General features: G+C 53.3%; 30 protein-coding genes and 3 tRNA genes. 12 read left to right on the plus strand and 21 right to left on the minus strand.

The features are described 5' to 3' along the window. Positions 1-38 precede the first annotated feature (38 nt). The gene (locus TSP01S_RS07585) at positions 39-581 is read left to right on the plus strand and encodes a class I SAM-dependent methyltransferase (protein WP_231848545.1); all 543 of its coding nucleotides are present in this window, start codon (positions 39-41) and stop codon (positions 579-581) included. A 2-nt stretch (positions 582-583) separates the two neighbouring features. Here TSP01S_RS07585 and fliI read toward each other — a convergent pair whose 3' ends face one another. From fliI to fliF, 4 genes are read right to left on the minus strand one after another with little or no spacing between them, the layout of a single operon-like run. After that, entirely contained in the window at positions 584-1,852 is a 1,269-nt protein-coding gene (fliI, locus tag TSP01S_RS07590; RefSeq protein ID WP_041077497.1) for a flagellar protein export ATPase FliI, read from the minus strand. Continuing rightward, positions 1,839-2,549 carry a FliH/SctL family protein gene (locus TSP01S_RS07595; protein ID WP_041077499.1) on the minus strand — a complete coding sequence of 237 codons (711 nt, stop codon included), beginning with the start codon at positions 2,547-2,549 and terminating at the stop codon, positions 1,839-1,841. The genes fliI and TSP01S_RS07595 overlap by 14 nt, the downstream gene beginning before the upstream one ends. Further along, complete coding sequence (gene fliG / locus TSP01S_RS07600) at positions 2,546-3,556, minus strand: flagellar motor switch protein FliG (RefSeq protein WP_041077501.1); 1,011 nt, start codon at positions 3,554-3,556, stop codon at positions 2,546-2,548. Before fliG ends, TSP01S_RS07595 begins: the two co-directional genes overlap by 4 nt. Position 3,557: 1 nt before the next feature. Further along, entirely contained in the window at positions 3,558-5,171 is a 1,614-nt protein-coding gene (gene fliF, locus TSP01S_RS07605) for a flagellar basal-body MS-ring/collar protein FliF (RefSeq protein WP_041078633.1), read from the minus strand. A 154-nt stretch (positions 5,172-5,325) separates the two neighbouring features. On the opposite strand from fliF, the gene TSP01S_RS07610 reads away from it, so the two are divergent. Genes TSP01S_RS07610 through rsfS form a run of 5 tightly spaced genes read left to right on the plus strand, consistent with a single transcriptional unit; the run spans position 5,326 to position 9,185 of the window. Next, complete coding sequence (locus tag TSP01S_RS07610) at positions 5,326-5,877, plus strand: YceD family protein (RefSeq protein WP_144380651.1); 552 nt, start codon at positions 5,326-5,328, stop codon at positions 5,875-5,877. 3 nt (positions 5,878-5,880) lie between these two features. Then, entirely contained in the window at positions 5,881-6,063 is a 183-nt protein-coding gene (gene rpmF / locus TSP01S_RS07615) for a 50S ribosomal protein L32 (RefSeq protein ID WP_041077505.1), read from the plus strand. Positions 6,064-6,066: 3 nt separating this feature from the next. Beyond that, a complete protein-coding gene (plsX, locus tag TSP01S_RS07620; RefSeq protein ID WP_041077507.1) occupies positions 6,067-7,056 on the plus strand; it encodes a phosphate acyltransferase PlsX in 990 nt (329 codons plus the stop codon). Next, positions 7,028-8,848 carry a glutamine--fructose-6-phosphate transaminase (isomerizing) gene (gene glmS, locus TSP01S_RS07625; protein WP_041077509.1) on the plus strand — a complete coding sequence of 607 codons (1,821 nt, stop codon included), beginning with the start codon at positions 7,028-7,030 and terminating at the stop codon, positions 8,846-8,848. The genes plsX and glmS overlap by 29 nt, the downstream gene beginning before the upstream one ends. Before the next feature lie 4 nt (positions 8,849-8,852). Beyond that, positions 8,853-9,185 (plus strand): ribosome silencing factor, encoded by a 333-nt coding sequence (gene rsfS / locus TSP01S_RS07630; protein WP_041077511.1) that lies wholly within the window; start codon positions 8,853-8,855, stop codon positions 9,183-9,185. On the opposite strand, the gene fba is transcribed toward rsfS, so the two are convergent. Together fba and TSP01S_RS07640 are read right to left on the minus strand one after the other, a co-directional pair. Further along, positions 9,176-10,108, minus strand: a complete 933-nt coding sequence (fba, locus tag TSP01S_RS07635) for a class II fructose-1,6-bisphosphate aldolase (protein ID WP_041077513.1) — start codon at positions 10,106-10,108, stop codon at positions 9,176-9,178. The genes rsfS and fba overlap by 10 nt on opposite strands. Before the next feature lie 32 nt (positions 10,109-10,140). Next, positions 10,141-10,230: transfer RNA gene (locus TSP01S_RS07640), tRNA-Ser, on the minus strand. A gap of 47 nt (positions 10,231-10,277) precedes the next feature. Between TSP01S_RS07640 and TSP01S_RS07645 the strand changes: the two genes are divergently transcribed. Beyond that, on the plus strand, positions 10,278-11,132 hold the full coding sequence (locus TSP01S_RS07645) for a BadF/BadG/BcrA/BcrD ATPase family protein (RefSeq protein WP_041077514.1): 855 nt from the start codon (positions 10,278-10,280) through the stop codon (positions 11,130-11,132). 24 nt (positions 11,133-11,156) lie between these two features. Here TSP01S_RS07645 and TSP01S_RS10315 read toward each other — a convergent pair whose 3' ends face one another. The 5 genes from TSP01S_RS10315 to TSP01S_RS07665 all read right to left on the minus strand — a co-directional run bounded on the left by TSP01S_RS10315 (position 11,157) and on the right by TSP01S_RS07665 (position 14,515). Continuing rightward, positions 11,157-11,333, minus strand: coding sequence for a hypothetical protein (locus tag TSP01S_RS10315; protein WP_171816815.1), 177 nt, complete (start codon positions 11,331-11,333; stop codon positions 11,157-11,159). A gap of 34 nt (positions 11,334-11,367) precedes the next feature. Continuing rightward, positions 11,368-11,444: transfer RNA gene (locus tag TSP01S_RS07650), tRNA-Pro, on the minus strand. Positions 11,445-11,514: 70 nt separating this feature from the next. Continuing rightward, complete coding sequence (locus TSP01S_RS07655) at positions 11,515-12,846, minus strand: TldD/PmbA family protein (RefSeq protein ID WP_041077516.1); 1,332 nt, start codon at positions 12,844-12,846, stop codon at positions 11,515-11,517. Beyond that, positions 12,843-14,288 carry a TldD/PmbA family protein gene (locus TSP01S_RS07660; RefSeq protein ID WP_041077518.1) on the minus strand — a complete coding sequence of 482 codons (1,446 nt, stop codon included), beginning with the start codon at positions 14,286-14,288 and terminating at the stop codon, positions 12,843-12,845. The genes TSP01S_RS07655 and TSP01S_RS07660 overlap by 4 nt, the downstream gene beginning before the upstream one ends. Before the next feature lie 38 nt (positions 14,289-14,326). Then, positions 14,327-14,515 carry a hypothetical protein gene (locus TSP01S_RS07665; RefSeq protein ID WP_231848546.1) on the minus strand — a complete coding sequence of 63 codons (189 nt, stop codon included), beginning with the start codon at positions 14,513-14,515 and terminating at the stop codon, positions 14,327-14,329. Positions 14,516-14,570: 55 nt separating this feature from the next. Here TSP01S_RS07665 and TSP01S_RS07670 point away from each other — a divergent pair. After that, a tRNA-Met gene (locus tag TSP01S_RS07670) sits at positions 14,571-14,646 on the plus strand. Positions 14,647-15,070: 424 nt separating this feature from the next. Here TSP01S_RS07670 and TSP01S_RS07675 read toward each other — a convergent pair. The 6 genes from TSP01S_RS07675 to TSP01S_RS07700 all read right to left on the minus strand — a co-directional run bounded on the left by TSP01S_RS07675 (position 15,071) and on the right by TSP01S_RS07700 (position 20,288). Further along, positions 15,071-15,967 (minus strand): diguanylate cyclase, encoded by an 897-nt coding sequence (locus TSP01S_RS07675; RefSeq protein WP_041077522.1) that lies wholly within the window; start codon positions 15,965-15,967, stop codon positions 15,071-15,073. Positions 15,968-16,035: 68 nt separating this feature from the next. Then, on the minus strand, positions 16,036-16,317 hold the full coding sequence (locus TSP01S_RS07680; protein WP_041077523.1) for a permease: 282 nt from the start codon (positions 16,315-16,317) through the stop codon (positions 16,036-16,038). Between the two features lie 77 nt (positions 16,318-16,394). Next, on the minus strand, positions 16,395-17,069 hold the full coding sequence (locus TSP01S_RS07685; protein WP_041077525.1) for a CoA transferase subunit B: 675 nt from the start codon (positions 17,067-17,069) through the stop codon (positions 16,395-16,397). Beyond that, positions 17,066-17,725, minus strand: coding sequence for a CoA transferase subunit A (locus TSP01S_RS07690; RefSeq protein WP_041077527.1), 660 nt, complete (start codon positions 17,723-17,725; stop codon positions 17,066-17,068). Before TSP01S_RS07690 ends, TSP01S_RS07685 begins: the two co-directional genes overlap by 4 nt. 3 nt (positions 17,726-17,728) lie before the next feature. Continuing rightward, positions 17,729-18,940: an acetyl-CoA C-acetyltransferase gene (locus tag TSP01S_RS07695; protein ID WP_041077529.1), complete on the minus strand. Its 1,212-nt coding sequence runs from the start codon at positions 18,938-18,940 to the stop codon at positions 17,729-17,731. Positions 18,941-18,959: 19 nt separating this feature from the next. Continuing rightward, positions 18,960-20,288: a short-chain fatty acid transporter gene (locus tag TSP01S_RS07700; RefSeq protein ID WP_052463553.1), complete on the minus strand. Its 1,329-nt coding sequence runs from the start codon at positions 20,286-20,288 to the stop codon at positions 18,960-18,962. Positions 20,289-20,415: 127 nt separating this feature from the next. Here TSP01S_RS07700 and TSP01S_RS07705 point away from each other — a divergent pair, with 127 nt between their 5' ends. From TSP01S_RS07705 to TSP01S_RS07720, 4 genes are read left to right on the plus strand one after another with little or no spacing between them, the layout of a single operon-like run. Beyond that, positions 20,416-20,817, plus strand: a complete 402-nt coding sequence (locus TSP01S_RS07705) for a GntR family transcriptional regulator (protein WP_041078635.1) — start codon at positions 20,416-20,418, stop codon at positions 20,815-20,817. After that, positions 20,780-21,565 (plus strand): ABC transporter ATP-binding protein, encoded by a 786-nt coding sequence (locus TSP01S_RS07710; protein ID WP_041077531.1) that lies wholly within the window; start codon positions 20,780-20,782, stop codon positions 21,563-21,565. Before TSP01S_RS07705 ends, TSP01S_RS07710 begins: the two co-directional genes overlap by 38 nt. Then, complete coding sequence (locus tag TSP01S_RS07715) at positions 21,562-22,326, plus strand: ABC transporter permease (RefSeq protein WP_041077533.1); 765 nt, start codon at positions 21,562-21,564, stop codon at positions 22,324-22,326. Before TSP01S_RS07710 ends, TSP01S_RS07715 begins: the two co-directional genes overlap by 4 nt. A 14-nt stretch (positions 22,327-22,340) precedes the next feature. Further along, entirely contained in the window at positions 22,341-22,661 is a 321-nt protein-coding gene (locus TSP01S_RS07720) for a YbjQ family protein (RefSeq protein WP_041077535.1), read from the plus strand. Here the strand turns inward: TSP01S_RS07720 and lysA are convergent. The 4 genes from lysA to TSP01S_RS07740 are packed head-to-tail and all read right to left on the minus strand — an operon-like array spanning position 22,642 to position 26,500. Next, on the minus strand, positions 22,642-23,799 hold the full coding sequence (gene lysA, locus TSP01S_RS07725) for a diaminopimelate decarboxylase (protein ID WP_041077537.1): 1,158 nt from the start codon (positions 23,797-23,799) through the stop codon (positions 22,642-22,644). The genes TSP01S_RS07720 and lysA overlap by 20 nt on opposite strands. 18 nt (positions 23,800-23,817) lie before the next feature. Next, positions 23,818-24,564 carry an ATP-binding cassette domain-containing protein gene (locus tag TSP01S_RS07730; RefSeq protein ID WP_041077539.1) on the minus strand — a complete coding sequence of 249 codons (747 nt, stop codon included), beginning with the start codon at positions 24,562-24,564 and terminating at the stop codon, positions 23,818-23,820. After that, the gene (locus TSP01S_RS07735; protein WP_052463554.1) at positions 24,561-25,523 is read right to left on the minus strand and encodes an ABC transporter permease; all 963 of its coding nucleotides are present in this window, start codon (positions 25,521-25,523) and stop codon (positions 24,561-24,563) included. Before TSP01S_RS07735 ends, TSP01S_RS07730 begins: the two co-directional genes overlap by 4 nt. Continuing rightward, positions 25,520-26,500, minus strand: a complete 981-nt coding sequence (locus tag TSP01S_RS07740) for an ABC transporter substrate-binding protein (RefSeq protein ID WP_041077540.1) — start codon at positions 26,498-26,500, stop codon at positions 25,520-25,522. Before TSP01S_RS07740 ends, TSP01S_RS07735 begins: the two co-directional genes overlap by 4 nt. Between the last annotated feature and the right edge of the window lie 68 nt (positions 26,501-26,568).

Below are 26,568 nucleotides of genomic sequence, written 5' to 3' on the forward strand. Positions count from 1 at the left end.
ATGCCATGGGAGGCTATTACAGCGTAAGGGACCAAACGTTGAAGTTGAACTGTGAAATAGATGGTCAGCGTGTGCTCATCATCAACACCGGGGCTGAGGACGTGTTCACGAAGTTTCTCTTAGAGAGAGCCGTCTTCGTGACGACGGACGAAGAATTTTTGAAACTGGCTGACCCGAGGTCGATCAGGTTGGTGATGAGCCCAACGAAGCTTTCCTTTGCCCCAGAAACCTTCGACGCCGCGATCCTCTTCTTCACGTTCTTTTATCTGCCAAAACACGAAGCGATCATCGAGAACGCGAACCGCGTTTTGAAAAAGTGGGGGAAACTCTACATATGGGACGTGGCGATACCAAAGAAGATGGCACACAAGAGCTTCTTTGTCGTTCCGCTGCTGATAGACACCGGTCACGAACTGATCAGAACGGTCCACGTGACCAAATGGCGAAGGGAACAGCCGAGCGGACTGGTAAAAAAGATCTCCAGAGAGAGAGGTTTCAAAGTGATGAAAGAAGAAACCTACGATCAAATCTTCTACCTCGAGCTCGTGAAGATCGCCCCACTCAGATCGCAGTCATCCTGATCTCACATCGAAGCGAGCTTTATGAGTCTTTCAACCGTTTCTTCGAAGGTTGGTTTCTCGTCGATGTCCTGTCTGAGAAACGCGTCGATCTGGCCTTTCATCTTTATGGCCTTGTCTATCAGCTCGTTCGAGCCGGGTCTGTACGCACCGACGTCGATCAAATCTTTGGCTTCCTGATAGGCAGCCATCAAACTTCTCAACGTCCTGCTGGCGTTGAGATGCTCTTCACTCACGATGTCTATCATGAGTCTGCTTATGCTCGCGAGCACATCGATCGCCGGATAATGGTTCATCTCGGCGAGCCTCCTGGACAGCACGATGTGACCATCCACGATGCTCCTCACCGTGTCGGAGATGGGCTCGTTGAAATCGTCAGCCTCCACCAGGACGGTGTATATGCCGGTGATGCTTCCTTTGTCCGAGTTCCCTGCCCTTTCCAGAATGCTGGGAAGCCCCGCGAACACGCTCGGCGTGTAGCCTCTGGTGGTGGGAGGTTCTCCTATGGCCAGACCGATCTCCCGTTGTGCCATCGCCCAGCGGGTGAGTGAATCGACCATGAGAAGAACGTTGTGGCCCAAGTCCCTGAAGAATTCCGCGATGCTGGTCGCTGTGTAGAGCGCCTTGACCCTCATCAACGCCGGCTGATCCGAAGTTGAAACCACAACAACGGAGCGTTTGAGTCCATCTTTGAGGTCCTTTTCTATGAATTCCCTCACTTCTCTTCCGCGCTCACCTATCAGGGCTATAACGTTGACATCGGCAACGGTGTTTCTCGCTATCATACCGAGCAGCGTGCTTTTTCCAACACCGCTACCGGCGAAGATACCTATCCTCTGACCTTTCCCGATCGTTATGAAACCGTCGATCGCCCGAACCCCAACGGGAATGGGCTCTGTGATGCGCATTCTTTTGAGTGGATGTGGAGCCGTTCTGACGAGAGGATACCTTTTCGAGGTGAGCAAGGGTTTACCATCGATCGGACGGCCGAGACCGTCCAGGACCCTGCCGAGCATGTCTTCTCCCACGGCAACATCGAGCTGTCTTCCCGTTCCGAAGACCAGCGTGCCGTGCTTTGCGCCAGAGATGTCCTCGAGAGGCATCAAAAGAACACGGCCGTCTTTGAACCCGACGACCTCACAGAGAGCCCTTTTCGAATCGAGGTTCACCTCGCAAACTTCACCGAGGGACGCGTCCGGCCCGATGGATTCGACCGTCAATCCCACGATCCTGGTGATCTTGCCGTTGTACTTTGGAAATTCAAGACCGTTCAGTTTCTCCCTGAACTGTTTGAGAAACTCCTTCGGTTCCGGCAGGGCCGAAGACCTCCTCTATCAACTTCTCGATCAGGTTAGTGGCGGTCCTCGCGGTTCCGTCGAGCACACCGATGTCGGTCTCGACGAGCACCTCTCCTGGTTTCAAAGCAGAAGATTTCACCACGTCGAAACCCAGGGCTTTACACTGTTCGACGATCTCTGGAAAGTCCTTCATATCCTGTTCGCTGAGCATCACCCTCGCATTTCTGACTTCCGACAGTTTCGCGAAGACCTTCTTCATCTTCTCACGAAAATCCGTCTCATCGATCGCTCTGAATGCGATCTTCTCTATGAGAATTCTCAACACAGTCAGCATCTCTTCGAAGATCTCATCTTTCTTCTGTTCGAACTGCCTTTGAAAGTTCGACACAAGAACAGCAAGACGCTGTGCGCTCTCCGAAAGGCGCTTTTTGAACTGCTGTCTTTCGAGCTCGATCTCCTGCAACATTTTCTGTTGTTTCTCTTTCGCCTCGTTCAGAATCTTTGAAGCTTCTGCCTGTGCTTGTCGCAAGATTTCGTTAGCCCTCGCTTCAGCCTCTTCGACGATCTTCTTCGCGACGTTGGGGTCGAAACGAGGATCATCGCTCTCCCGCTTTTCCTTCCTCCCCACAATGCAGGGTGCATCTATGAGGAGCTGCTTCTTCTTGATGATCATACGATCAATTCCTCGCCTCCACCGCGTGCGATGATGATCTCGCCGGCTTCCTCCAACCTTCTGATGACGTTTATGATCTTCTGCTGTGCTTCTTCAACGTCTTTCAACCTCACGGGTCCCATGTATTCGAGCTCGTCCTGCAGCAACTGTGCCGCACGCTTGGAGATGTTCTTGAAAATCTTCTGCTTCACCTCTTCGGAAGCACCCTTGAGCGCGAGAGCCAGATCGCGCGTTTCGATTTCCCTGAGCACGATCTGGACCGACCTATCGTCCAGTTTGACGATGTCTTCGAACACGAACATCCTTTTGCGTATCTCTTCGGCGAGCTCGGGCGAATCGTAGGAAAGCTTTTCCATGATCTTCCGCTCGGAAGATCTGTCTATGCTGTTCATGATCTCAGCCGCGGTGTCCACACCACCCACTTGGCTGAACGTCTGCATGACGAATCCAGACAGTTTGCGTTCGAGGTTCTTCTCGATGTCCCTGATCACATCGGGAGAGGTGCGTTCGAGCAGGGCGATCCTCTTTATCACTTCGACCTGCAGGTCTTCCGGGAGAGCCGAGAGGATCCTTCCTGCAAGCTGTGGTTCCAGATAACTCAGTATCACCGCGACGGTTTGCGGGTGCTCGTTCTGTAAAAAGTTCACAAGTTGCAACGGATCCGCCTGTCTCAGGAAGTCGAACGGTTTCACCTGAAGGTTCGAAACGAGCCGCTCTATGATCCTCATCGCCTTCTCCGGTCCGAACGCCTTTTGAAGCACCTCCTTGGCGTACTCTATGCCGCCTTGAGAGATCATCTCTCTCGCACGCGTGATGTCCTGAAATTCACTCAGTACCTGCCTCTTCTCTTCGTCCGTAATCTTACCGAGGTTCGCTATTTCTATAGTCAATTGCTCCACATCGGATTCGTCCAGGTGCTTGAGCACTGAGGCTGCCTTTTCCGGCCCGAGCATGACCAGAAGGATCGCGGCCTTCCTCTTACCCGTGAGCTGCTTCTTCTCGGGCATCTCAGGTCCCTCTCTCAGCCAACCAGAGTTTTATGATGCTCGCGACCTCTGCGGGATCCTGTCTGAACACCTTCTCCAGATTCTCACGCAGTTCCTGCATGGCTTTCTCTTCTGGAGAAACTGCCACCTCTTTCACCTTCTCTTCTTCGAACATTCGTTTCAGCTCTTCTTCCATTCTCACCTTTCTCGCCTCGAGAGCCTTCCTCGCTTTGACACGTCTGACCTGCAAGATGATCAAATACACCAGCATGAACGACAGGCCCGCGAGCAGGACGAGACCCACCATCATCGTCGTGTACCTTCTGCGTCGCTCCATTTCCAGCTGACTCTTCCTGAACTCCTCTTCCACGCTCCTGTCGAACGGAAGGAACGCCACAGACACGGACAAACTCTGGTCCGTGGCGCTGGCACCTATACCCTTCTCGATCAGGTCCGAAACGATCTTGGCCCACCTGTTCATCTCAGCCTCGTTGAAACCGCTGAAAACCGTCGATGAAGCATCGATGATCACCGAGAGGGATACGGAGCGTATCTCGCCTTCCCTGTTCTGCACGATGTTCTCGACTATCGAACTGAGCTCGTAATTCGTGATCGTCTTGGTCCTCTCGTACGTGGACGTTTCCTGCTGGGTGAGGCTCGGATAGGTGGGAGGAATGTTCGATTCTGTACCCACAGGGCCACCCGCCGGCGGCATGTTCACACTCTTTTCAGTCTCCTGCTCCTGGCTCCTGACCAAACCACCCTGTCTGCCGATTGGCTCGTATTTCGTAATCTGCCGCTCGATCTTCTCCCAGTCCAGTTTTACGTCCGGAATCACTTCGACCCTGCCAACCCCGAACACGGCTTCGAGAGTTTGCTTGACTTTCTTAGCGTAATAGCTTTCAAGGTTCATTTTCAGCTCAGTTCTGTCCGCTGCAACGAGCATCTCCGTCGAAGTCGTGACCCTATCACTCAACACGCGGGAGTACTGATCGATCACGCGCACATTTTCGAGCTTGAGCCCTTCAACCGCACCCGCGACCAGCTGCATGATTCCCTTGATCTGCTGCTGGGTCAGATCCTTTCCTGGTTCCAGAACCACGAGCACCGACGCTCTTGGTTCTGTCATCTCGCCGCGCACGTAGTAGGTGTACTTGGGAAGCGTCAAATGAACGCGTGCGCTCTTCACCCCGGAGATCGTCATGATGCTCCTTTCCAGTTCTCCCTGCAGGGCTATCTGGTAGCGAACCTGCCTGTCGAAGCTGGTCGCACCGAGGCTTTGCTGGTCCAGAATTTCAAAGCCCCTCGTTGTCGGTCCCAGTATCCCCGCTGAGGCGAGTCTCATACGAAGTTCGTAGACGTTGTACTTCTTGGAAATCAGAATCCTGCCAGGTTCGACTCTGTACTTGATACCCATGGCGTCGAGTTGCTGGACTATGTAGCCTGCCTGTTCTTCGGACAGGCCACTCACCAGTGGTACGTAACCCGGTGCGGTGAGCAGAACTGTCATGATCACGATGACAACGAAGATAGAAACGATGATGCCTCCGAACAGAACCTTGCTCGCCGTCGGCAGGGCCTTCCACTTTTCGAGGAGCCTGGTGATGAACTCCCTGACTTTCTTGAGAAATTCCAGAAGGATCACTCCTTCTTCTGATTTATTTTACCATCACGGAATCGTCGCAGTTCAAAACCGTCACCTATGGTTCTGAAACACGTTCGTAATGATTTGCACCTCAAAAGCCTTTACAATTGATGGGAAATCTTCAAGGGTGTAAAATGGAAACGGAGTGAGTGCGTTGGACTGGACGATAAGCGTTGAAGACGTTCTGCTCAAAAGAAGGCTGATCCTGAACGGTATCTTCGAAGCAGACTACATAGACGCACCGAATGCACGCTGCAGGGTCGTCGAACCGATTCAGGTGAAGATCGTCGTGGTCGCTGCCCGTGACGGTATAGCGGTTGGTGGCTACGCGAGGACGGTCATCGAGCACCCGTGCGACAGGTGCTTGAAACCCGTGCTTCTCCCGATCAACGGCACCATCGAAGCACTGTACAAACCAGTCTCACAGATGCCAACGAGCGAAGAAGAGGAGTTGAACTCGCTCAGGAACGTGCTATACTACGATTCGGACCAGATAGATCTGACGGACAGAATCATCGAAGCGATCGTGGTCGATATACCGATGAAGGTGCTCTGCAGCGAGAACTGTAAGGGACTGTGTCCTTACTGCGGTGCCGATCTGAACGAAGAGGAAAACCACAGATGTGTTGAGCAGGACTTCGATCCGAGATGGAAAAAACTCTTCCTCGTGAAGCAGAACCTGACGAAGGAGGGCTGAACCGTGGCGAACCCAAAACAGAAGAGATCGAGATCGAGGACCCACATGAAGAGGGCAAAGACCTACAGGGCGATACGCGTGCCGATGGCCGTGTGCCCGAACTGTGGACAGCCAAAGTTGCCCCACAGGGTTTGCCTGCACTGCGGTTATTACAACGGCAGACAGATCCTCGAGATAGCGGAGTGAGGCATGCCGAGAATAGGTCTTGACGTCATGGGAGGAGACAGGGCGCCCGTTGAAATCGTTGAGGGCGCCAGGTTGTTCCTTGCAGACAAAAAATGCGAACTCGTCCTGATCGGAACGAAGGAAGCGTTGAGCGGCATAGACGGAGTAGAAAAGGTTGAAGTGAGCGACTTCCTTCCCATGGACGTCAAGCCGACCGAAGTCGTCCGCAGAAAAAATTCTTCCATGCACGTGGGGCTTCAGCTTTTGAAGGAAAAGAGGATCGATGCCTTCGTCAGCGCCGGAAACACCGGCGCTTTGCTTGCTGGTGCGACCCTCATAGTTGGTAGACTTGAAACGGTCGACAGGCCTGCGCTCGCGATTCCCGTTCCCTCGCTCAACGGTTTCACCGTCCTCATAGACGCGGGTGCGAACGTCAGGGTGAGACCCGAGCACATACTGGATTTTGCGATCATGGGCGTTGCGTACGCGAGGGTGCTGGGTAAAGAGAATCCGAAGGTAGGGCTACTCAACGTAGGTGAGGAAGAGACCAAGGGCGATGAAACGACGAAGGAGGCGTTCCAGCTTTTGAAGGATCACCTTCCCGAGAATTTCTTGGGAAACGTTGAGGGGCACGACATAAACACTGGAAAAGTTGACGTGGTCGTGTGCGACGGCTTTTCTGGAAACGTGGCCATGAAGACGATGGAAGGCACCGCGAAATTGATCGTCACGACGCTGAAGAACGAGATCAAGAGTGCGGGTTTGTTTGAAAAACTCGGCGCGCTGATGCTCTCAAAGACTCTGCGAAAGATGATGGAGAGGCTCGATCCGAGGACCTACGGTGGAGGTTTCATTCTCGGTGTGAGAGGTTTGGTCGTGAAAGCGCACGGTTCTTCGGACAGAAAAGCGATAAGAAACGCTTTAGAGGTCGCACTGAAAGGAGTGCAGATGGACTTGGTTGAGAAGATCGCCGGAGGGATCGCACGTGTGCGGGATAGTGGGGTTGGTGGGTGAGGTCACCGTTTCGGATCTTGTGGAAGCTCTCGAGAGGCTCGAATACAGGGGTTACGATTCGGCTGGCGTTGCTTTTCTTCGAAATTCAGACCTCCACATAGAGAAGAACAAGGGCAAGGTGGAGGTTCTCAAGGGAAAACTCTCGCAGCTTCTCGGTGAGAGGATCCCGATCGGCATCGCGCACACGCGCTGGGCGACGCACGGAGAACCGAACGATATCAACGCGCACCCTCACACGGACTGCCACACCAGACTCTGCGTTGTGCACAATGGAATCATAGAGAACTTCAAAGAGCTTCGAAGGAGGCTCGAAGAAGTCGGCCACAGGTTCGTCTCTGACACCGACACGGAAGTGATCCCGCACTTGATCGAAGAGTACTACACGTCGGACCTGGTTGAGGCGGTGCGAAAGGCTGTGAAACTGCTCGAAGGAAGCTTCGCCATAGCGGTGATGCACGTGGACCATCCAGACCTCATAGTGGGCGCGAGGAAAGGTTCTCCACTGATCTTGACGATCGGTGAAAAGGTTGCAGGTGTCGCTTCGGACGTGACGCCCTTGTTGAAGTACTCCAGAGACATGGTGTTCTTAGAGGATGGAGACATGTTCTGGGTGAGCAACCACGGGTTTGAGGTCTTCGACGTGATGGGGAGAAAAAGGGATCGAAAGATGCTGAGGGTGGAATGGTCCTACGAAACGGCACAGAAGTCTGGCTACAAGCATTACATGCTCAAGGAGATCTTCGAGGAACCCTCCGCGGTTGCGGCGACACTCTCTGGAAGGATCAAGAACAACAGGGTGAACTTACCAGAGATAGAAGAACTGCACGAAACGCTCAAGAATTCGAAGGTTTTGAAGGTGGTTGCATGCGGCACGAGTAGCTATGCGGCGCTGTCTTTCAAGTATTTTCTCGAGAATCTGTGCGATGTCAGCGTGGATGTGGAGGTCTCTTCGGAGTTCAGATACAAAAGACCAAACTTCGACGATAAAACGATCCTGATCGCCGTTTCTCAGTCGGGAGAGACTGCGGACACGCTCGAGTCTGTGAGGCTGGCACGTTCTAAAGGAGCGAAGATTCTGGCGGTCACCAACGTCGTCGGCTCGACATTGATGAGGGAATCCGATTTCACACTCCTGTTGAACGCCGGACCGGAGATCAGCGTCGCCGCGACGAAGAGTTATGTGACACAGCTCGTGCTTCTGTACCTGCTCGGATTGAAGATCGTTGAACTCAAAGGCGAATGGAATGAAAACACTGCAAGGATCCTCGACGGTCTTTTGAGGCTCCCGGAAGTGCTGGACGCGACGCTCAGCAGGGCCGAGCAGATAAGGGAAGTGGCTCTGAAGTACAAAGGTTTTCAACACTTCATGTACATAGGAAGAGGCATCGGTTATCCCACAGCGCTCGAAGGCGCCCTGAAGCTCAAGGAGATCAGCTACATCCATGCGACTGCTTACCCTGCGGGCGAACTGAAACACGGACCGATAGCGCTGCTCGGACCGGATTTTCCAGTTTTCGCGATTTCGCCGTGCGATGTCCTGTACAACAAGGTGAAGAACAACATGATAGAGTGCAAGGCACGAAAGGCAAAACTGATCGCACTCACCAGCGACGATTGCGAAGATGTGAACGAGATCGCCGACGACGTGCTGAGCGTGAACACCTACCATGAACAGCTCTATCCTGTGCTGATGGCTCCAGTGATCCAGCTGTTCGCCTACTACATAGCGGACAGTTTGGGACACGATCCGGACAAACCGAGGAATCTGGCGAAGAGCGTGACCGTGGAGTGATGTCATGGAACTTTTGAAGAAGCTCTTTGACCTGCTGAACGAGAAAGAAGCGATCAATCCCGTGGTGCTCGATATGAGAAAAACTCCGATGCCTGCAGATTTCTTCGTGATCGCCACGGCGAACTCCCAAACGCACATGAACACACTCAGAGATGCCGTGGTCGAGTTTTTTCTGCTCAACAACCACTCGCTGATCTACTATGACAAGGGTGAAGGTTACGACTGGCTGCTGATAGATGCGGGAGACATCGTCGTCCACGTGTTCACGGCACGTGGGAGGGAGTTTTACGATCTCGAAGGACTCTGGAGCGATGCGGCCAAGCTCTTTCAAGCTTGACCGCTGCAACCAAGGACGTTCCTCATCTTGTGCTTCACAACCTGTTTTATCGCCTCGCGCGCTGGTCCCAGATACTTCCTCGGGTCGAACTCCTCGGGATGCAGTGCGAAGACTTCTCTGATCGTCGCGGTCATCGCGAGCCTCAGGTCGGTGTCTATGTTCACCTTGCAGATACCCATCGTGGTGGCCTTTCGGATCATCTCCTCGGGTACACCTTGGGCACCCTCGATCTTTCCGCCGTACTTGTTCACTTTCTCTACGAACTCTGGAAGGACGCTGGAAGCCCCGTGGAGCACTAATGGAAAGCCGGGTAATCTGCTGGCGATCTCTCTGAGTCTGTCGAAATCGAGCCTGGGCTCTCCTTTGAACTTGTACGCACCGTGGCTCGTTCCGATCGCTATCGCGAGCGAATCGACGTTCGTTCTCTCGACGAACTCCTCCGCCTTGTCTGGATCCGTCATGAAGGCTTCCCTTTCGCTCACCACGACGTGTTCTTCAACACCAATGAGCCTTCCCAGTTCCCCTTCAACCACGACACCGCGTGCGTGCGCGTAATCGACGACCTGCTTCGTGAGCTTGACGTTCTCCTCGAAAGGAAGGTGCGAACCATCGATCATGACTGAAGTGAAGAAGCCGGTGTCTATGACGGCCTTGCACAGTTCGAAAGAATCTCCATGATCCAGATGGACACAGATGGGGATGTCGGGTGCGTCTTCCAAGGCGGCCTGGATCAGCTTGATCAGATAAACCTGCTTGGCGTACTTGCGCGCACCGGCGGAGATCTGAAGTATCACGGGGGCTCTCTCTTCCTTCGCGGCTTCAATGACACCCTGAAGGATCTCCATGTTGTTGACGTTGAACGCACCTATGGCGTACTTGCCGTAGGCTTTTTGAAACATCTCCTTCGAACTGACGAGTGGCATAGGCAGACCTCCCAACGTTGGTGTACGGGTTCTGGCGGAGGCGGTGGGACTCGAACCCACAAGGGGGCTTCGCCCCCACCGGTTTTCAAGACCGGCTCCTTAGCCAGTTCGGACACGCCTCCAGCTCATATTATACTCGCAGGTGGAACTTTGAAAAGGAGGGAAGAAGATGACGATCCTCGGGCTGGACGGTGGCGGTACAAGCCTGAAGGCCACGGTCGCGAAGGATGGCCGGGTGATGAAGAGGAAAAGCTTCGAAAAGGGTGTGAACATGAGTGCGGTGAGCGCTGAAGAATTAGAAAAAGTGATCAGGGACGTCAGGGGCTGGTCCGGGCCCGTGGACGAGGTCAGGGCTGGTTTTTCGGGCGCGGGTGATCCTGAAAGAAGGATGGTTCTTGAAAATATCCTTGAGAAAGTCTTTCCGAAGGCTAAGCGGATCGTCATGTCGGACGCAGAAGCCGTCCTGGCGTGTTGCTACGATGGTAAGCCGATCGTTGTGGCGATCGCGGGGACAGGTTCGATCGTGGTCGGCGTGGACGAAACGGGCAGATTCGTGCGCGCCGGTGGTTGGGGACATCTGTTCGACGACGAGGCGAGTGCGTTCAGCATAGTGAAAAGCCTCATCTCAGAAGCGCTGCTCCACGTGGATGGCCTTGCGGGACACGATCCGGTCTTCTACGAACTCTTGAACCACTTCAACTTTGACAGGCTCGAGCAGCTCGCCAACCTGCAGAGACTCCCCGACTTCAAAGAAAAGATCGCTTCGTTCGCTAAAGTGATGCCGAACACGCCTCTGGTTAAAAGGATCATCAAGACAGAGCTGAAGCTCTTCACAGACAGAGTCCGTCAGGTCCTGGCCAGCACGAACGCTTCGAAAGTTTTCGGCTTCGGTGGTATGTTCCAGAACGAAGAATACAGAAGAACGTTCTGTTCGCTCCTGAAAGACGTGGAGTTCGAACTGCTGAAACTGAACGTCGATGAAGCGTTGGCAACGCGGAGCGAGCTCAGGGTCGAATTCAGATAAGTAGGGTTCGGAACTTTCTGAGGCTCATCGCAGAATCTTTCGCATCACTTTTCCTGCCGCCCTCCATGCGGCTCTGCGTGCCAGTCGCTTCGCCACGGCTCTGGGTCCTCTCCTAACAGCTTGAACATCACCGATGAGTCGCGCCAGTGCGTAGAGAAAACCCCGGAAGCTGGACAAGAAGCTTCCCCGACGGCGCGCCATCTTCTATCCCCCCAGAGACAGCGATACAAAAAATTGGTCGGGGCGACTGGACTTGAACCAGCGACCTCCTGCTCCCAAGGCAGGCGCGCTAGCCGTCTGCGCTACGCCCCGACCACGTTAACAATCATACCATCATCGAAAGACCTTTTCAAGATCCTTCGGTTCAGGTCTCAGCTCGACTTCACGCGGTCTTCGAGGTGAAATTGAAGTTCTTCACCTTCATGTACGGTGCGACCTGTGGGAAGTACTCGGACGCGACCGATTCGATCTCTTTCGAGATCGCCTCGATGTTCTGAGTGAAGTCAAAGAACTTCACGTTGAACCTCATGTTCTTGACAGCCTTCGTGAGTTGACCTTTCTCAACGATGAACGTTCCATCGCGCGTCATACCCGTGAACATGGCCTGCTGCGGATCGACGATGTTCATGTAATGGAACCTGTTCACGTAGATTCCTCTATCGGTGTTCTTTATCATGTCTTCGACGGATGCACTTCCCGCCGCGACGACCAGATTGGCTGGCGTGCTGCTGTCCAGATCGTCCAGGCTCAGGGTGTGGCCCGTGGGCTTTCTGTTGAACCTCAGCGCCGCACCGTGTGAGTAGAAGACGTTTTTGAACACACCGTTCTCTATGATGGGCATCTTCTCTCTCTTCTTACCGCACAGATCGTACATCAGTGGCAGCTGCATGGGATGCGTCGGATCATCGTAAACGTTCAGCTCGTCCGGGCCGACCTTGTTTCCAAGGTACTTCACGGAGGGACTGAGCTTGAGCTCGTAAGTGTAGCCGTTCGTGCACAGCCAGGCGAAGTACATGAACAGATCGCTCACAGCCTCGGGTCCCAGAATCACGGTGTAGGTGCCCGGGTCTATCTCAACTGGGCTTTTAGACATCTTCGCGAACCTCACGGCGCGTTCCACTTTCTCGTCCACGTTCAGTTCCTCGTAGCTCTTCGCCACACCCGAGGCGTAACCGCTGCCGGAGTCGCACATCGCAACGACGTTGAACGACACACCTCCGAAGGACTGGTACAGGAAGGTACCGTTCGAACTCATGATCACGTTCTCCGTCACGTTGTCGCTGACGTACCCGAACAAGAGCACATCTTCGCCCGCGATCCTGAGCATGCGATCGAAGATGCTGGCCCTCTGCTCCGCAAAAACTTTTTTGAGCGATTCTGCCACGTTCTCAACCGGATAACCGACGGAGACGTCGGGGAGTTTGAAGTTGTAGTCCAGCGGGGTTGCGAACTCCAGCATCTTTTCTAACCTTTCTCTGAGAGATTTCAGTCCGGAAACTGTCAGATCGTTGCTCGTTGCCAGAGCCAGCTTGTTGTCCTTCGTCACGAGCACAGACAGAGACGCCTTCTTCTCGGCCACGTTCTGATGGATCCTGCTGTTTGCGAAGCGCGTGAGTGATTGGTCTTGCTCCCAGACCACCGCGAGAAACTTCATCCCGATGAAGTGTTCGTTCATGAGCCTGAACAGATTTCTATAGAACGTTTCGCCCCTCATTTTTTAACACCTACCTTCACTCTCCTGAACCTGGCCGGCGCTGCTCCATGACCGACGTACATCACCTGCATGGGTTGACCCTTGCCGCAGTTCGGCACACCCCACACGTGCCAGTACGACTCGTTTGCCACTCCGTCGCACTTGTTCCAGAAGTTCGGCGTGATGTCGTAGTAAACGGGATTCTTGAAGATCCTTCCCGTGAGTTTCCCGGCCTTTATTTCGTAGGCGATCTCGGTCGCGAACTGGAAGTTCAATCTCAAATCGTCTATGGACCAGCTCTTGTTCGTGTCGAGCAGAAAACCGTAGTCTATACCTGCGATCAACTCTTCGAGCGTGTAGCTTCCGGGAAGCAGGTTGATGTTCGTCATCCTTATTATGGGTGGATGAGACCAGCTGTCTGCCCGCGCGGCACCGTTGGATCTCAGATTGAGCTCAGCTGCGGTCTGTCTGTCCATCAGATAACCCACGAACAGTCCGTTACGCACGATGTAGCTTTTCTGTGCTTGCACGCCTTCGTCGTCGAAACCGAAGCTCCCAAGCCCACCCGGAATCGTGGCGTCCGCCGTTATGCTGACGTGCTCGCTACCGTATTTGAGTTTTCCGAGCTTGTCGAGGGTCAAAAAGCTTCCACCGGCGAAGCTGAGCTCGGAACCCATGACCCTGTCGAGCTCGCTCGGATGTCCACACGACTCGTGTATCTGCAAAGCCAGCTGGTTACCGGAGATGACGATGTCGTACTCGCCAGGTTCTATCTCCGGTGCGTCCACGAGTGCCGCGGCCTCGTCGGCGACCTTCGGTGCGTGCTCGAGCAGTTCCATCTCTTCCACGAACTCCCATCCCCGCGTTGCGTGGTCGCCACCGAAACTGGCAGGATAAGACCTTCTCTGAAAACCGCTCTCTCCGATCGCATCTGCCTCGATACCCGCACCGGAAATGTATATCTCCTGGTTTATAACGGAACCTTCGGTGCTCAAGAACAACTTGTCGATCCTTCGAAAGACCATCGAACCTGTGGCGCGAACTATTCTTGGATTCTCTTTCATTTTCAAAGTCGCCGCTTTGAGCAGTTCGATCTTCTCCGCGTCGCTCACCAGGAAAGGATCCTTCATCACGGGTGATTTGAACGCAGCTCTGTGAACTGGTTCGGGTGCGAGGTGAACTTCCTTGTTCGACCTTTTGTTTGACGCCATCGCTATTTCGAGGGCCCTCAACGCAGCTTTTTCCAGCGCCGCTTCTCCACGCTCGTCCGTCGCCGCAAACCCCCAACCGTTCCCGTACAGCACCCTTATGCCCGTGCCGATATCAACGGAGTGTGTGAAACTTTTCAGCACGCCATTCTCCACGTACAGTTCCTGTCTGACGTGCTCCTCGTAGCGGACATCGGCGTACCTGGCACCCTTGGACTTCAGAAAATCGAGCAGCTTTTCCAACTTCTCCTGCATCCACCTACCTCCCTTCACAACAACGAAGAAAGCAGGGATCAGCCCCTGCTTTCTTCTTCGTCATCGTTGAGTATCTGCTTGAGAACTTTTTCTATGTTTTCCTCGCTCATCTTCTGTCCAGACTGGAGTAACATGAGAGCCGCTTTGATGATGACGATACGAGGATAGTGCTTCATGAGTCTCTGGATCGGGTCGACCTTCACGGTCTTGGTTTCCAAGGTGATCACCGTCCTCGTCGCCCTTGACACATTCAAGGGCAGGCTGTATAATGAACTGTGGTCCGGGCTCGTAGCTCAGTAGGTAGAGCGCCCGGCTCATAACCGGGTGGTCGGGGGTTCGAAGCCTCCCGAGCCCACCAGTGCGGGAGTATGTGCTCCCGCTTTTTATTTTAGCACCGATTTCAATTTCTGTAAAGATTGACTGAAATTCCCGAAAGGTCAACCCTTGTGCGATTTCCCAAAAGCTCGCTCATTCACCAGAAGAGTTTCAGAAGATACTCTCAGCTCAACACCGTGCGATCTCATTGACAAATCTTCCGCGCCTCGTTTTCAAAAATTCGGTTGGAATGAAAGGTGGTATGTCGTTTCGAATCGCAATTTCTTAAGGTACGCTGAATCGATGCAAGCCAGCCTGTAAAACCGCACGACAGTGGTTGAATGAACGTATTTTCTTTTCTGAAGAACCTCACCGCGATTGTTAGTTTTTCACAGTCCGTATCTTATAAGTGGAAGGGCGCGCCGACCAGCATGCTGGTGGAAAACGAATGGGAAAGGTCTGACCACTCAGTGGTTTGCTCTGACCGTGCGGTTTCTACCCGATCTTTTGGCTTCGTACAGAGCTTCGTCCGCTTCCTTGATCAATTGATCGATGTTCTTGGGTTCCTGTCCGAGCGCTGTGACTCCAAAACTCGCCGTCACGAAGATTTCCCTTTCGTCTTCGGTTTGGAACATGGGTTGCGACTGGATCGCAGTACGCAGACGCTCAGCCACCTTGAACGATTCTTCGATGTCGCACTCCACCAGGCAAACGATGAATTCTTCGCCACCGTACCTGCCGGCGAAGTCGTAGGCTCGAAGGTTCTTCTTGAGGATCACTGCAAAGTTCTTCAGTACCTCGTCACCCACTCTGTGTCCGTAGGTGTCGTTGATCTTTTTGAAAAAATCGATGTCTGCAATCAACAAACCCAGAGGTCTCCTGAGTCTGATGCACCTGTTCAGCTCTGCCTCGAGTCGATCCATGAAGGATCTTCTGTTCAAAAGACCCGTGAGGTGGTCCGTAGTCGCGAGCTGGAACAGTTCGTTCTCCATTCTGATGATTCTCTCGCCTATCTTCAGTTTGTAGCGCATGATCTCCGGGTCGAAAGGTTTAACCATGTAGTCGTCCGCCCCCGCTTCAAAGCCTTTCAGAATGTCTTCCTTCGCATCCTTTCCCGTGAGCAGGATGATGTAGATGTATCCCATCTTTCTCTGCTGTCTCACACGCCTGCACACCTCTGGACCTTCCAGCCCCGGCATCACCCAGTCGATCACGGCCAGTTGTGGGCCATCCGGTTGTTCGAGCATCTGAAGCGCCTCGTAGCCATCCTCAGCGGTTATCACGTTGTATCCCCATTTTTTCAGCGAGTCTTCCAGGATAACTCTGTAAAGCTTGTCATCATCGGCAACGAGTACTTTGAACATGGGCACACCTCTGAAGAAATATTATAAGGGAATCAGGAATGAAAGCGGGCGATTGCCCGCTCTTTCGTTCATGATACGCAAGGACCGTGCAAGGAACACACAGCTAAAATCGTACCGGATAGCGACGCGGCAACGTAAGACAACCTCTTCGCACGATATTTCAAATACTCCATCGATGCACCCTGAGAAACGAAATTGGCTATGACACAGGTTATGAAGAACGCAAAGACAAGATACGTCGGAGCGTGGAGCCTCGCATACTTCTGGTGCATGTGGAGCGATCCCATCACGGCGGTTGTGAACCTGCCGTGCACGAGTGGTATGAAATGACCGAGCAGGGAAAGTTTCAAGATTGCAGGTTCGTCAACATTAATCCGAGACGAAAAAGCGGGCCGAAGCCCGCTTTTCGTGTTTCATCTCAACCTGCTCAGAGGCTTATCGGCATGGTTGGAACCTTCTCCGGAACGATCAATCTGGCTTCTGTGAACTTCAGGACTTCTTCGACGGTCGTTTCGGGCGCCACTTCCTTCAAGAGCAATCCTTTTTGTGTGACCTCGATGACCGCCATATCGGTGACGATCAGATCCACCCTGCGTACGGACGTGAGGGGCAAACTGCACTTTTTGACGATCTTTGGAGTTCCACCCTTTTCCGTGTGCGTCATCGCGACGATCACTTTCTTGGCGCCCGTGACCAGGTCCATCGCACCACCCATGCCCGGGATCAACTTGCCCGGGATCATCCAGTTTGCGAGGTGGCCTTCCTCGTCGACCTGGAGTCCTCCGAGCACGGTGATGTCCACATGGCCTCCACGTATCAATCCGAAAGACACAGCGGAGTCGAAAACCACCGCTCCGGGCAGGAACGTCACCGGATTTCCACCCGCGTTGTTCAAATTCGGATGCTCGTAGCCTGGTTCCGGTGCCGGGCCCATGCCGAGGATACCGTTTTCGGATTGGAAGAAGACCGTAACATTCGAGGGGATGTAGTTCGCCACCAGGGTGGGAATGCCGATACCCAAATTGACGATGTCGCCGTCTTTCAGTTCGAGCGCCACTCTCTTCGCTATGACGGTCCTACCTATTTTTGGATCCGTGATCATCTTGCATTCCCCCTCACGATGTAATCCACAACCGCGTGCGGTACATGGATCTCGTTCGGATCGAGGCCTCCAACTGGAACCAGTTCCTCGACTTCAACGATCGTTATGTTGCCAGCGAAGGCCATGAGTGGGTTGAAGTTGCGCGCCGTGTAGTTGAAGACAAGATTGCCCAGAAAGTCTGCCTTCTTCGCCTTGATGAGTGCGAAGTCCGCTTTCAGTGCCGTCTCAACGAGGTACTCTTTGCCATCTATGACGATCTTCTGTTTTCCGTTCTCAACGATCGTTCCAACGCCCGTGGGAGTGAGAACACCACCGAGCCCAAACCCGCCGGCTCTGACGCGCTCCGCGAGCGTACCTTGAGGAACGAGTTCAACTTCGAGGGTGCCTTCGATCATCTGTTTCTGCGTTTCGGGGTTGGTACCGATGTGCGAAACTATGACCTTTTTGACCAGCCTGTTCACGATGAGCTTGCCGATACCCCTGTCTGGAAATGCCGTATCGTTGGCGATCACGGTCAGATCCTTTTTTCCAGCCTTTATGAGCCCATCTATGAGCAGTTCAGGTGTACCGTCGCCGAGGAAACCTCCTATCATCAGCACGGCGCCGTCTGGAATCATCTCGATCGCTTTCTCAACGCTGATGAGCTTGTTTTTCATGTTTCAACCCTCCTGAACGTTTTTGATGACAATGGCCGTACCCATGCCACCACCTACGCACAGACTGGCAAGACCGAACTCAACCTTGCGCTTCTTCATTTCGTAAAGCAGCGTCACGACGATCCTGTTTCCACTCGCACCGATTGGATGCCCCAGCGCGATGGCCCCACCGTTGACGTTGACACGCTCTTCGAGCCAGTCGTCACTCACACCGTGCTCTCTCTTGACGTCCCTCAGAACGGCGATGGACTGGGCCGCGAAAGCTTCGTTCAGTTCGATCAATCCTATGTCTGTGAGCTTGAGCCTGGCTTTGGCCAGCGCTTTGGATATCGCACCTACAGGTCCTATACCCATGATCGCAGGATCAACACCGTGCTGAGCGAAGGAAACGATCTCGGCCATGGGCTTGAGACCGTACTTCTTGACGGCATCTTCAGACGCTATGATCACGGCGGAAGCACCATCGTTGATTCCAGAAGCGTTTCCGGCTGTGACAGTGCCATCGGGTTTGAAAGCAGGCTTTAACTTCGCCAGTGCCTCAAGCGTGGTGTCGAACCTGGGATGCTCGTCGGTGTCGAAGACCTTTTCGCCTTTCTTTTCCTTTATGACGATCGGTACGATCTCGTCTTTGAACCTTCCAGACTCGATGGCCTTCTTCGCCTTCATCTGGCTCTTGTAGGCAAAAAGATCCTGTTCTTCTCTGCTTATTCCGTATTTCTGGACCAGATTCTCAGCGGTAACGCCCATGTGGTACATGTTGAAGACATCGGTGAGTCCATCGTACACCATGTGGTCTACGATCTCACCGTTTCCCAGTCTGTAGCCAAACCTCGCTCTGGGAAGCAGATAGGGTGCCATGGACATGTTCTCCATACCTGCGGTAAGAACGATCTCTGCTTCACCCAGCATGATATCCGTCGCGCCGATCATGATGGCCTTCATACCAGAAGCACAGAGCATGTTCACGGTGTAACCCGGTTTTTCTGCTGGTATGCCCGCGTAGATGCCAACCTGCCTTCCTGGTCCCATACCCTGTCCTGCCATGAGGATGTTTCCCACGATCGTTTCATCGATCCATTCAGGTTTCACACCGGCCTGTTCCATCGCAGCCTTCGCGGCCGTGACGGCGAGCTGCACCGCGGGAATGTCTTTGAGACTGCCTCCAAACGTTCCTATGGCGGTTCTCTTTGCACCGACAATGTAAACCTTACGCATCGATTCACCTCCTTACAGCTTACAGAATGAGGAACAGCACGCTGGTTACAATACCGCTCCAGATCAACGCCATGACGCAGTAACCCATGATGTCCCTGATCTCGAGCTTTGCAACGGAAAGCAACGGTAACGCCCAGAAGGGCTGGATCATGTTCGTCCAGGCGTCTCCCCAGGCAACGCCCATGATCACTTTTGGCACGGACGCACCTATCTTCATGGCCGCTTCGACCATGATCGGACCCTGAACGGACCACTGCCCACCACCGGACGGGATGAACAGGTTGATCAAGCCGGCGCTCCAGTAGGTGAACAAAGGAAGCGTCTTGGCCGTGGAGAAGGACGCGAACCAGTTCGCGATCGTCGCTGCAAGACCCGATCTGGTCATCATGCCCATGATGCCGGCATAGAACGGGAACTGGACCACGATCGCCCAGACGGTCTTACCGGCCTCGATGGCTGCATCGATGAAGTTCCTCGGTGTTCCGTGCAGAAGGATGCCGAGCATGAGGAAGATGAAGTTCAGGATGTTCAAATCAAGAGAACCTTTCTTGACGAAGAAATAGTAGAAGATGTATATCAAACCGATGATACCGATGATCATGGAAAGGACTGCGCTGTTTTCCATTTTCTCAGCGGGTGTCATCTCGGAAGGATTCTTCTTCGGTTTTTCCTTTTTCTCAGCGAACACCGCTGGATCGACCTCTACCACTTCTTCTTTCTTCGGGTGCATCGCTCCCATGATGAAAGGCAGTGTCACGAGCAGGACGAGCACCGGTACGTAACCTATGGGTGAAAAGATCGTCTGGGAGACTGGAATCAATCCGATCTTGGCTTCCAGGAAGTGTCCCTTGGTGTTCACCAGCAGCGGTGCGGAAGCTGAAAGACCGGCGTGCCAGACGAGGAATCCAGAATAGGCCGATGCGACCAGCAACGGATAGTGAAGGCCTTTACCCTTCATGTTCCTCGCGATCTCGATGGCGAGCAAAGAGGTGAATATGAGTCCAAAACCCCAGTTCAGATAGCTCGTAACGATCATCACTACGCATGCGAGTGCCACGGCTTTGAACGGCGTATCTGCAACTCTCGCGATGGCCCTCAGGAGCGCTGCCATGGGTTTCGTCTGGGCGAGGATGTGACCCGTCATCAGAACGAGACACATCTGCATCGCGAACGAGAGCAAACTCCAGAAACCATCACCCATGTACACGATCATGTCGATGGGACTTTTCTTCTGGATCACCATTCCGAGAATGAAGGTGAGCAGAGTGAGGATCATCGCGAAGATCAGAGCGTCCGGTAGGTACTTCTTTGCAAATTTCGAGAACACGTTGCCGAGAACCCTAAGCACAACGACCCCTCCCTTGTGAAGTGTTTCTTGATAGTTAAACTAACATTTTTGGGCAACAAGAATCAAGTAGACGCCCGTTGCATTGACAGGTTTACTGTAATACTGTAATATTACGGTGGTGAATGGTGTGTGGTTCAGGGTTGATTTCTCGTCGCACGTGCCCGTGTACAAGCAAATAAAGGAAAAATTGAAACTTCTCCTGCTCAGCGGAGAGCTGAAGCCCGGAGATTTCGTTCCCTCGATCAGGACGCTCGCGAACGATCTTGGTGTGAACGTCAACACCGTCGCGAGGGCTTACAGAGAACTCGTGGCGGAAGGCGTGCTCGAGCCTGTCCGTGGTGAAGGATACGTTGTGAAGCGGCTGAACTTGAACGAACTGGTGGAGTCGACGCTCGATAGGTTTCGTAGCACCGTCGAAGAATGCAAAAGGGTTGGGATCGAACCCGAACGACTCATAATCTTGCTCGAAGAAGTTTACGGGAGGCGGGACGATGGTTCTCAGTGTGAAAGGACTGGTGAAGAGTTATAGGAAAAGGCGTGCGGTCGATGATGTTTCTTTCCAAGTTGGAAAGGGACAGATCTTTGCCCTGCTCGGACCGAACGGCGCGGGAAAAACAACGACGATCAAGTGCATCCTTGGACTCAGGAAGCCGGACGCTGGTGAGATCTCGATCGAAGGGTCCTATTCGTACCTGCCAGAGCAGAAAGAACTCTACAGATACATGACGGTAGAAAAGATGGTGCGAATCAGTGAAAGCATCAGCCGCAGTTTCGATGCGAGGAAGGCCTTCGATTTGCTCGAAGAGTTTCAAATACCTCTCAAAGAGAAGATTGCGAACCTCTCGCACGGAATGAACACGCTGACGTACCTTTCTCTGATCCTCGCAGAAGACGTGGATCTGTACCTGATGGACGAACCCACCTGGGGACTGGATCCGTTGATGCGCAGCAAGGTGATCGAAATGATCAGAAAACTACCTCAGGATGGAAAGTCCGTGCTCTACACGAGCCACATTCTCTCCGAAGTCGAAAAGGTGGCGGACGTGATCGCGATCATGGTGAAGGGAAGGATCGTCGAAATGGACAGCCTGGACAATTTGAAAGAGAAATACGTTGCGTGCGTCGTACCCAAAGGTCAGAAGATCGATGGATACCTCTATCGGTCGATGGAGAGCGAGGATGTCTACGTCGTACAGAGAGATAAGGCAGCTGGACAGGTTCAACCGGCGGATTTTGAAATGATCTTCGAAGCCTTGGCGAGAGGAGTGAAAAGATGATCCGCAAAGAGTTGGCAGACATGAGACTGAGATCGATCGTCATCTTCTGTCTGGGTGTGGGGCTCTTCTTCACGGTGGCACCGCTGCACAGATTCGCTCTGGAAATGTTGAACGAGTACACACAGCTGGAGAACATGCCAAAATTCCTTGAAAGACTGCTTCCAAAAACTTTCATAGAAAGACTATCTGAGTGGAGTTTCTTCATCTACACGCAGTGGTTCGGGAAAAATCTTGGTCAGTTCGTGCCCATACTCGCCACGATCATGGCGTTTCCGCTGTTCGCCAGGGAGACGGAGAACGGTACCATGGAGTTCCTCTTGGCCAGAAACAGCAGAGAAAAGGTTTTCTGGTCGAAAACTTGCGTTGCCAGCCTGGTTCTGATCGCTCAGATGTTCGTGTTCTCGTTGTTGCCAGGTATCTACTCCTGGCTCGCTTCGAAAGATTTCAAGTACGAATACCTCGCGGCGTACACCGTTCACACGATCGTAGGTTCGCTCTTCTGGTTCATGCTCACGATGATGTTCTCCGTGGTGTACGATGATCAGGTCAAACCCATTCTGACCACTGTCGGAATTCTCGCGAGCACCACCGTGGTCGGGATCTTCAAACCGCTGAGATTCATGAACACTTACACCTACATACTCGGTGGGAAGATACTCTCCACGGGGCGTATGGACGTTCCCTACACGCTTGGATTGCTTGTCCTGATCGTTCTCCTGCTGATCTGTAGTTATGTGCTGTTTCTGAAAAAAGAATTCTGAAGGAGGTTGATAGAATGCTGCTGACCACAACGGAGAGGCTCGAAGGTTACGAGATCGTCGAAACGCTCGGTATGGTGATGGGTAACGTGGTCTATTCCAAACACCTCGGCAAAGACATCGCCGCTGCGTTCAAAACGCTGGCTGGTGGGGAGATCAAATCCTACACGGAGTTGCTGACCGAGGCGAGGAACATAGCACTTCAAAGGATGATCGCCGAAGCTGAAAAGCTCGGCGCGGATGCGGTCGTCGGTGTCAGGTTCAGTAGCGCGTCGATCATGCAGTCGGCAGCCGAGGTGCTCGCCTACGGAACGGCCGTCAAACTGAAGAAAGTCTGAAACCAGATTCGCTGCAGTACAGAATTTCCGGGGCCTTTCTCAAAAGATTGTAGTGTGAAGACATCGCATAACCGTACGCACCCACGTCCCTTATGACCACGTATTCACCCTCTTCTGGTCGTGGGAGTGAGAGGCCCTTCGCGAAAGTGTCCGCACTCTCACAAACTGGACCGACGACGTCCGCGACGATGGTGGGCCTGCCGTTCGAGGAATAAAGAGGTTCTATCCTGTGCCGCGCGCCGTAGAGCGCTGGTCTTATCAAGTGTGACATTCCCGCGTCGATCACGACGAAGGTTTTGTTCTTCGTCCTCTTCACGTACTCGACTTTTGAAACCAGATAACCCGCGGGTCCCACGATCCACCTGCCGAGTTCTAAAAGTATCTTGCAGTTGAAGCTTTCGAGGATAGGGAAAATGGTCCTTCTGTACTCTTCCAGATCGAGCTGTCTTCCGTCACCGTAATCGATACCCCAGCCTCCGCCGAGGTTCACAAGTTCCAGATCCAGATCCAATTTTGAGGCGAAAGATTTCATCGATTCGAACGCCTCTCTGTAAGGACCAACTTCCACGATCTGAGAACCTATGTGACAGTGCAAGCCCACAAGTTGGATGAACTTGCTCTTTGAAATGATCTTCACCATCGTTTCCGCGGTCTCGTAATCGACGCCGAACTTGTTCTCCTTCAAACCCGTGGCGATGTGGTGGTGCGTCTTCGGGTCCACGTTCGGATTGACCCTGATCGCAACCCTCACGGGTTTGTCCGCCACGGACTGGAGTCTGAGCAACTCTTCGAGGCTGTCGAGGTTGATGCAGAACACCCCATCGTCAACGTAGTGCTTCAACTCGCCCACGCTCTTGCAGTTTCCGTTCACAACGATCCGATCCGGTGTGAAACCTGCCTCTCTGACGCGTTCGTACTCACCGAAAGAAACCACATCGACCATGGTGCCAAGTTCGTTGAGCATGGAAAGGATGTCGATGTTGAAGTTGGCCTTCACCGCGTAGGCCAGTTGAAAGTCAAACCGATTGAAGAAATCGTAAAGCATTCTGACCCTGCCGCGGATGAAATCCAGATCGTAAAAATAGAAGGGTGTGCCGAAGGCCTCGGCGGCGGAAAGCAGAACGGAAGGATCAACCACGCTCGATCACTCCCTGGTTCAGGTTGTCGCTGTTAATTTGGATTTTATCATCGATTTGAGCTGGCTCGCTTGGACTTTTTGTTTCGATTTGTCGATACGCGCCACGATCCTCCCATCTTCCATGACGATCACGGTATCACCGTACTGCTCGGCGATGTTCATGTCGTGCGTGATCATCAAGATCGTGGTGCCCAAGGTTTTGTTTATCCTGTCGGTCAATTCCATGATCTTTTCGGTGCTCTTCGGATCCAGCGAAGCCGTGTGTTCGTCCAGTAGCAGGAGCTTCGGATTCGAAGAGACCGCCATGACCATGGCGAGTGCTTGTTTCTGCCCTCCTGAAAGCTTCGACGCTTTCTTCTTCAGGTTCTCCTCAAGCCCGAGCTCACAGGATCTGAGCAGCTCCAACGCTCTGATATCGACACGGCCGAAGGTGAGACCTCTGAAACCCTTTTTCCTCGCGAGCATGAGGTTCTCTTCGATGCTTAGATTTGGGAAGATACCGAGGTTTGGATCCTGGCAGACGATGCTGCCACATTTGAAGATCTTCTCTTCCTTCAACACCTGACCCATGATTCGACAGACCCCGAAGGTCGGTTTCACCTCACCCACGATGACTTTCATCAGCGTGCTCTTTCCCGCCCCGTTGGCCCCCACGATGACAACAAACTGACCTTCCTCAACGAACAGATCGATGTCCCTCAACGCGATTTTCTCGTCGAGCGTACCTTTGTTGTAAATGACTGTGACTTTCTGGAGCTCTATCATACGGTCACCTCGCTCTTTTTGAACCTTCTTGCGGCTATCACGCTGACAACGAACATCGCGGTGAGCAGTTTCATGTCGCTCGGTCTGAAACCGATGCGATAGCCGTACTTCATCGCGAGCGACAACAGAATTTGATAGACCACGGCACCCACGACCGGAAATAGCAGTCCATAAGCGAATTCTCTCGAACCAAAGATGATCTCCCCGAGTATCACCGATGCCAGGCACACCACGACCATGCCCGCGCCCATGTTCACATCAGCAAAACCACTGTACATGCTGAACAGTGCACCAGACAGGCCCACCAAAAAGTTCGCAACCGTGAGTCCCATCAACGCAAAGAAGTTAGGATTCACACCCAGTACCTTCACAGCGAACCTGTTGCGACCGTAACCTCTGAGCATGGTACCGAGTTCGGTACGGAGGAACAACCAGAGAAGGAACCCGATGACCACTACGAACATCGCGATGATGAACAGGTCATGCCCATCGGCCCTGTTGTTGAACGGCACGATCGCAGCCCTCACGCCTTCCTTTTCGTACTGAAAACTTCCAGAACCTCCGAGGATGTCGTCCAGAGGAGTTTTTCCCACGATCTGTTCGTAAGAGAGCACCTTTTCGGTGCTGAAGCGTGGGATCGGCAGATTCGGTGAATTCATGATGCGTATGGCAACCGAGTAAAGACCCGTCATGACCATGATCGATGCGAGGAGCGTGTGGATCTTGAAGCGTGTGCTTATCAGCGCGGTGATGAATCCGGCTGCGCTGGCGGCAAGCGCAGCCAGAAAAACCGAACTGACCCACCCATGGCCGGAGCGAAGAAGGGCCGCCACGACGGCCGCACCAACGATGTAGGAGCCGTCGGGCGTCAGATCGGGAAGATCCACAACGCGGAACGATATGTAAACACCCATGGCGGCCAGAGCGAGCAACAAGCCTTGCTCGAGGATCGCTATCATCTTTTCACCTCTTGACCGTTCTCAACGACGATGTTGGCCCTGTTGATGATCTCTTGAGGAATGCTCACGTTCAGTTCTTTCATCAGATCGAGGTTGATGAACAACAGCAGAGATTCAGGACCAATCAGGTGGGACTCCAGCTCGCTGGGCTTCTTGCCTTTCAGGATCTCGACCACGAGTTTTCCCGTCTCGACACCCACCTGGAAGTAGTCGAAACCGAAACCTATCAGTCCACCCTGACGTGCGATGTCGATGTCGGCAGCCACGATGGGTTTCTTCAACCTGAGCGCCGCGGCTCCGATCGCCTGCATCGAGGCTGCTGCGGTGTTGTCCGTTCCGATGTAGATGACGTCCACATCTGGCCCGACGCTGTTCACTGCGGCGACCATCTCGCTCGCGTTGGTACCCGTCATGTCCACTATCGTCAGGCCGAGCGATGGCGCGGCAGCTTTGGCCATGTTGGTCAGCGTAACGGAGTTGGCCTCGCCGGGATTGTAGAGAACCCCCACCCTCTTCGCGTTGGGAAAGACCGTCTTGATCAATCTCAAATGTGTCGAAACTGGCACCATATCCGAAACGCCCACAACGTTGGAATCGTTCCTTCCCATCTGCTTGATGAGTCCCGCACCAACGGGGTCGGTGACCGCGGAGAACACCACGGGTCTGTCCGTGATCACCTGAACACAGGCCTGAGCGCTTGGAGTTGTTATCGCGACGACGATGTCCACTTTCTCACTGGCGAACTTTCTTGCGATCGCTGCAGCGTTCTGTACGCTACCTTGAGCGTTCTGTCTGTCGATGAGAACATCGGTACCGATCTTGAAGCCCGCGTCTTCCAGCGCCTTCACGATGCCGTCAAAGACTGCGTTGAGTGCCGGATGGTCAACGATCTGGGTGATGCCGATTCTCACAGCTCCAAAGCTCAAAACTGACACGAGCAGTAAAGCTACCACGGCGGCCAAAGACTTCCTCAGCATACCCACACCTCCACACGTTCGAATGGTTTAAAAAAAGAGGGCATCCTTTTCTGGATGCCCTCTTCCTT

It is taken from the genome of Thermotoga caldifontis AZM44c09 (assembly GCF_000828655.1).
Classification (GTDB): Bacteria; Thermotogota; Thermotogae; order Thermotogales; family DSM-5069; genus Pseudothermotoga_A; species Pseudothermotoga_A caldifontis.